A 6,199-nucleotide genomic window follows, 5' to 3' on the forward strand; every position below is an offset into this window, starting at 1 on the left:
CTCGCCGACCTGCACCGCGTAGCGCGAGGGAACCAACTCTTCGGGTCGCGATCTACCGGAGGGTGAGGTGTTGTCCAAGCTCATGTTTGTCTGCTGCTGTGTGTTGGAGATATTCTGGTTCATCTTTGAAAACTCCTGCGTTCGATGTTGGCGCTCAAGCCTGCCCCGACCGCGCTCTCCGCTTGAAAGCGCGATCGATGCCGGTGAGGTGTTCAGAGATCGGTGACACGTTCATTGCTGGTGCGTCACGATGATGAATCTATCGAACTTGACTTGCGGCTGCCCCAGAGCGATTGCCGCCGCTATAGAGCGATTGCTGCTAACACTGCGCCTCCGCCAATCGCGCAGGGTTTCGCGGGTCAGCTCCCGAATGCAGCCGCGAAGGCGGTCTGGAGGAGGAGCTAAGCGCCGCGGCTATCGAGACGACCGATTCGTCGGTGTCGCGCAGCATCGTCCGGCTGGGGCCAGCCGGACGATGCGAGAGTCGGTGCTCTCCTTGAGGGCTCGGCAGAGTTGGAAGCGCGACAGGCCGGCGTCCGAAGCCAGCGCTGCTGGCTGACCGCGGTTATGACGCCCTTTGTGACGTGGCTGGTCTTTTAACTGAACGGAAGACCTGTTTCCGCCGCGAGGTACTGCGAAATCGCTCATGGAGTATAGCCAGATTGCTGGCTGCCCCTCTAGCGATTGACCTGACGGAAAAGCAATTCCTGCTAGCGCGATTGCTGTCGCCATTCGCTCGGCGTCTCGCCGGTCAACTGCCTGAACGCCGCAGCGAATGCTGTTTGCGAGGCATAGCCGAGCGCCGCGGCAACCGATGCGACAGACATATCGGGGTCACGCAGCATGTCCATGGCCTGATCGAGCCGGTATTGGCGCAGCCAGGCATGCGGCGAAAGCCCGGTGGTTTCCTTGAAGGAACGGCAGAAATGGAAGCGCGACAGGCCGGCATCCGAAGCGAGAGCAGCGAGAGAGACGTCCGTATCGCTATCCGAGCGTAACCGTTCGATGGCGCGGCGCAGGACCGTCGGCGACAGGCCACCGACGACTGGCTGCTGGGAGGCTGGCGAGCCGACGTGCGCGACCAGGAGGCGCGTCGCAAGGAGCTCTGTCAGCTGTTGCCTGAACAGCGTATCCAAGGGCCCATTGCCGTCGAGGGCATCGACCGCGCCCAAGAGCAAGCGGGATGTAATGGGGTCGGGATGCGCCGTTCGGTCGAGGAGATTGGTCGCGGTCGCGGTATCAGCTTCGTCTGCGACGCGCTTCAGCATTGCGGGAGGAAGATAGAGCTGAACAACATCGACAGGTTTCGGAATATCCCACCGGGAGCTTGATCCGGCCGGAATGATGACCACAACCCCACGACGAAACGTTCCAGGCGAAACCGATCTTCCTGATCGCCGCTCCATGCGCTGTACCATGCCGTTGTAAGCCATAATGACGTGATCGTTCATCGGCTCGACGACGTCGTGCAAGGGGTCATGTTTCCAGTGGGCGATCCCGCCACCGGAGTGGTCCAATGCCATGCGAAATGGTGTGGTCCCGAGCGCGCGGGCCATCTCCGCATCGGCGGCACGCCCTTTGACATTCGATGCGTTGCTCGTTTGCGCCGCGGCAGACGGATCTCCCGAACGATCATGCAAGGTGGGCTTGCTCATGACTGGTGCTCGTCTGGGCTCGTGATTGCTGGAGACGCAGAGGGGTTTGGCCGCAACTATGACGACAGACACCGCCCGTGTCAACGCGAGTAAAACTCGACTGTTGTGGCGTGAAACGAGGCTAGATTTGGCACGCAGGGAACGCGGCGAAGGCCTAGCCCGAGGGGGGTTCCTGCGCGGGGTATTTTTCCACGGGCCTGTCGGGCGCGATTTGAGGGAAGCGATCGCATACCACGCAGTTTCGCAGTGCCACCGGTATCAACGTCTCTCCCAATCTTGAATATCACGGGTGACCTTGCTGAACCGGATGACAATCTGCTGAAGGTCCGCAATGGGCCGGCACGAGGAAATGCGCGGCGGCCTAGGTGAGCGGCAGCAACGGCGCACTGACATGTAAAGGAACAACTCCTTGTTCGACAGCAGAATGGAAACGCCCTCAAGGCGCCAGTGCGCGTTCGGCCGCACTAAGCCGCGTTAGCAGGCCAGCAATTTCGAATGGGGGGAGAGGTGGAGAGGTGGAGAGGTGGAGGTATAAAGCTTTCACGCGCTCGCCGCCAACAGCGGTCTCCACGAAACGACCAAGACGATTGTTACCGGCGATGTCATTTCTCAATGCACATTCCAGTTCGAGGAAAGCTGTCACCTTTAATTAGCACGGATCTAATAAACGAAACGCCAGTTTCGTTTATTAGGGCAAAGCGATCATCGCAATGCCTGCTGGACATCCGATATCCGCCAGAAAGGGCGTTTGATTTCGACGATTTGGCGGCGGGGATCGCCAGCCTTCACTCTATCGCGGATAAGCGCAATGAAGTCAGCCTTAACAGCCAGGTCGGACGAGAAATAGCTATGGCCAATGAAGCCGCCACCTGAAAACTCAATGAAATCGACCAACCCTCCCATCTGAGACCCCGCCCATCTGGACGCCGCCTCGCTCCTGTCCTTGGGAAGCCTGTCGACGGCGAGCTGCCCCAGCCGCAAGGCGCTGCCGAAGAGCAGCGTTGATGCCCCCAACGCTTTGTCCCTGGGAGACGAATAAACCGTGAGATGCAGAGGGCCTTGAGGCGGGACCGTGCTTGGCCTTGATTTGCCGCCGAAGGCAAGGTCTGGATCCGATACCCACGCGAACATCTTGGAAGAAGCCACGTCGAGATCAATATCGGGAGCGAAAAACACCACATTCGCGATCTTATAGCGCTGCCACATTGAGGATCGGCTAACATAGGCTTCGATGCTGAGTTGCTGGACCACACTCGCGAGCACATCAGTTCCGCGGCTATGCGCCAAGAGGTGAAGCCGCTCGACACCCTGAGCTTCGGCGATGATGCGAATGGCTTTCTTAAGGTCTGCGACTGCAAACTCGCTCGACTCGCGGTCGATGTTGTAGCCAAAGAATAAGCCGCGGGAGCCTCCAGCTGGCCAAGTCAGGACAACGCAGACAAACTGGTTCTGCAGCGACCTGCAAATCTCGCCCGTGGTGAGCGCGGCGTCGTCGAAGCTATTGCCGTATCCGTGAATAAAGACCACGACTTCTTTACGATCGGCTGCTGCGAGCCGACGAGCGACTTCGGCCTGCAGCAATGCGGCGGCCTGGTCGTGGGCCGCGACTGCCGCCAGCGGGCGGCGTAGCCCGTTTGCGGTCGCCTCAACGCCGTAGGGTGTCGCTGGAAACCGGGCAGTCTCGGAAACCGCGCTGACACGCAACCCATTTTTGCTGGTGGGAGAGTTGCGTGTCGGGGTGATCGACACCGATCCGAAGCTCAAGAAGATGGCTCTTTCGGCACTATAAGACAACGTGCTGTCCGGACCGGTTACAGGTGCGCGGTCGGTAATGTAGAGGAGGTCGAAGGTTCCGGAACTCGGGGGGGACCGAAGGGCCTGAACGCTTTCCGACGCTGGCGACTCAGTAACGGGCAGCGTTGCAAGCTCCACGGGCTGCGTAACACAACCAGCAACGCCGGCAAGCAAGAGGAACCCTGCCCACGCCCGGCAAAAGTTTCTTAATCCGACCTGTCCAACATAGCTGGTGAATTTGCGGCCAAGACCAAGTCCAGCAACGCAATAGCTATTTGCCACATGGTTTCCCCCTCCAGGTTTTTGTACCGTGTTTAGCAGCGTGCGTAAATCCGTTCCGGCGCGCTCCGGTGATCGCACTTGACCGCTCTTGGCGCAAATCCGTCTATGGGAGATAGTGCCAGCCATGTCCGCTTTTGGCTCATTCGAGCCATTCATCGCGTAGGCACCGTTGTCCGCTAATGGGATGGACCGGCTCCTCCCCCGGCGGGTTAGTCTGCACAGGCTGGTACCCGCGACAACAGGAGAAGCAGCCATGGAGATCAAGACCGAGGACCCTTTTCCGACGCTAACGACGATCGGCATCGACATCGGCAAGGACGTCTTTCACATCGTTGGCTTCGATACTGACGGGAAGATCGCCTTCCGTCGCAAGATCAAGCGATTGGCCCTTGCCGACTTGTTCAGGAAGTTGCCGCCATGCATTGTCGGCATGGAAGCCTGCCTGAGCGCGCATTTCGTCAGTCGCACACGCCGCGAATGAGCGAGCTGATCGTCGGCCTTTACGAGGACTGGCTGTGGCTCGACGAGCGTATCGAAACGGTCACGCGCGAAGTCGAAGAGATCAGTCGGAGCGAGGCGAATTGCCGCCGCCTGATGAGTGTTCCCGGCGTCGGTCCGCTCATCTCGACGGCGGTGGTGGCAGCGATCGGCACGGGCGAGGCCTTCGACCGCGGCCGCGACTTTGGCGCTTGGCTCGGCCTTGTGCCTCGGCAGCACAGTACCGGTGGCAAGCCGATCCTCGGGCGCATCTCGAAGCGAGGCAGCAGGTATATTCGGACGTTGTTCATTCAGGCGGCGAAAGTGCTTCTGATGCGGCCACACAACTGGGGGTGCTTCAGCTTCGGGCCGTGGTTGCAGAATGCCGCGCCACGGCTCCACCGCAACAAGCTGGCCACCGCCTTGGCAACCAAGCTGGCGAGGATCGCCTGGAGCGTGCTGCGCCACGGCAAGTCCTTCGACATCGACCGACAAGAGAGAACGGCCATCTGAGCCGACGCTCGACCAAGTTCGCGACGCAAAGCCCGCTACAGAAGCCCGTTATAGGAGATCGTATAACGTATCAACGGGAATACGGCTATGGAGTTGCGGCGCTCCGAAGAGGAACCTAAAGCGAGAGAATGTGGGGCTTTAGGACGTCCACGGTTTCCGTAAGGCCGTTTGCCTCCATATCCAAAAGAAGGACATCGGCGGTTTTTTCCGGCTTTCTGAAGCGCTCTCTCATGCGCCTAATCGCTGCTACCGCACTACCGGTATCTAAGGCGATTGTATCAGCGACAAAGGCATCGGCCGACCTCGCTTCAAGGTTCAACCGGCGGAGCAATTCCTCGGGGAAGTCTCTCAGATTATCGGTCACAATTACCGCGGCCTGCGTCTTCAGAGCAGCTGCAACTACATGCGCGTCGTTTTCGTCGGGGAGACCCTCGCAAGCGGAGAGAAACTGATCAAAATCAACGACCATCGCTTCCTCGAATGCAGCCTCCATACTTGCTCTTGCGCGCGATGCACGTACGGTGGCGTCGGCGACGTGCTTATCGGCTAGGATCTTCTCGATGGCCTTCTGGGTCTCATCAAGAATAATTGCGGACCAGCGGAGGCGGAAAAATTCCGCTTCCGCAAGGGTTAGCAGCAAGTTGCGCTTTAGCGCACTTGCGAGTGTGCAGGCGTCGACCAAGGCGGTGAAGCGATTAGCGAACAAGCTTACAGATGCTCCGCGTCCAACTCGGCAAGATCTGCAAGGGCCTTGCTCCGCTTCTCGTCGCGTTCCTTCTTGAATTTGAACAGATGATCAGCCTGAATCCTTCGATGTCGACCAACAAGCGAGTACTCGATCTCGCCCCTGTCGAGGAGGGAAATCAGGAATGGCCGCGATACATTGAGAATATCCGCCGCTTGTTGCGTCGTCAGCATCTTGCTGACGGGAACGAGCGTCACCGCGTCACCTTTGCCGATATGACGCAACAGCTCCATTAGGAGACTGGACAGCGCTGGGGTGAGGGTAATCTCCGTTGCCTGCTGCGTCTCATCGTCGAGCACGCGCAATTTTGCGTCGCCGGTAGCCTGAGCCGCCAGTATCTTCCGCAGGTGGTTCGCGGCAGCTTTTTCGGAGGCCGACGGCAGGCGCCCGCCCAGTTCCTGGGCTGCTGCTGGAACTGTCATTTTGATAACCCTCCATTTGAAGCCATTTCTACCCTATATTCGAAGCAGACGCAATAAACGAAATAAACGAAAACGCCCGAAGCTCTCAGAGCCGGCTCAACACCGGCTTTGTTGAAATCCCTCGTCTGCAGTCGGTACCGTTCAAGGTGACGGATGCACAGTTCGACTCCCGAGGGCGGCGGTGTCTTCGGTCATCAATCGATCGTCTCAGGTGGGTGATGGGGTGGACGCCCCCCGACGGCATCGCTGTGCCAGAATGGCGGTGTTGCAACCATTGGAGGGAGGCGTCCGTGCCTGAGGTTACCACGATC

General features: G+C 59.1%; 4 protein-coding genes and 3 pseudogenes. 1 reads left to right on the forward strand and 6 read right to left on the reverse strand.

What is annotated here, in order from left to right; translation table 11 throughout:
- The 4 genes and pseudogenes from QN224_RS33255 to QN224_RS33265 all read right to left on the reverse strand — a co-directional run.
- Window positions 1-123: pseudogene (locus QN224_RS33255) on the reverse strand (MBL fold metallo-hydrolase); the annotation flags it as partial.
- Between the two features lie 587 nt (window positions 124-710).
- On the reverse strand, window positions 711-1,556 hold the full coding sequence (locus tag QN224_RS33260) for an AraC family transcriptional regulator (protein WP_283980132.1): 846 nt from the start codon (window positions 1,554-1,556) through the stop codon (window positions 711-713).
- Between the two features lie 477 nt (window positions 1,557-2,033).
- Window positions 2,034-2,268, reverse strand: a pseudogene (locus QN224_RS34035) (Fic family protein); the annotation flags it as partial.
- Window positions 2,269-2,357: 89 nt separating this feature from the next.
- Window positions 2,358-3,731: an alpha/beta hydrolase gene (locus QN224_RS33265; RefSeq protein WP_283980129.1), complete on the reverse strand. Its 1,374-nt coding sequence runs from the start codon at window positions 3,729-3,731 to the stop codon at window positions 2,358-2,360.
- 253 nt (window positions 3,732-3,984) lie between these two features.
- Here QN224_RS33265 and QN224_RS33270 point away from each other — a divergent pair.
- Window positions 3,985-4,721 (forward strand): annotated as a pseudogene (locus QN224_RS33270) (IS110 family transposase).
- A 115-nt stretch (window positions 4,722-4,836) separates the two neighbouring features.
- On the opposite strand, the gene QN224_RS33275 reads toward QN224_RS33270, so the two are convergent.
- Window positions 4,837-5,427, reverse strand: coding sequence for a PIN domain-containing protein (locus tag QN224_RS33275; RefSeq protein WP_283980130.1), 591 nt, complete (start codon window positions 5,425-5,427; stop codon window positions 4,837-4,839).
- A gap of 2 nt (window positions 5,428-5,429) precedes the next feature.
- The gene (locus QN224_RS33280; protein WP_283980131.1) at window positions 5,430-5,888 is read right to left on the reverse strand and encodes a helix-turn-helix domain-containing protein; all 459 of its coding nucleotides are present in this window, start codon (window positions 5,886-5,888) and stop codon (window positions 5,430-5,432) included.
- Window positions 5,889-6,199: the final 311 nt, after the last annotated feature.

The sequence above is a fragment of the Sinorhizobium sp. 7-81 genome, from assembly GCF_030124405.1.
Taxonomy (GTDB): Bacteria; Pseudomonadota; Alphaproteobacteria; order Rhizobiales; family Rhizobiaceae; genus Sinorhizobium; species Sinorhizobium psoraleae.

Excerpts from the sequence above, each read along its gene's own strand:
- QN224_RS33260 (WP_283980132.1), bottom strand. The coding sequence starts at position 1,556 with ATGGCCCGCGCGCTCGGGACCACACCATTTCGCATGGCATTGGACCAC.
- QN224_RS33280 (WP_283980131.1), bottom strand. The coding sequence starts at position 5,888 with ATGACAGTTCCAGCAGCAGCCCAGGAACTGGGCGGGCGCCTGCCGTCG.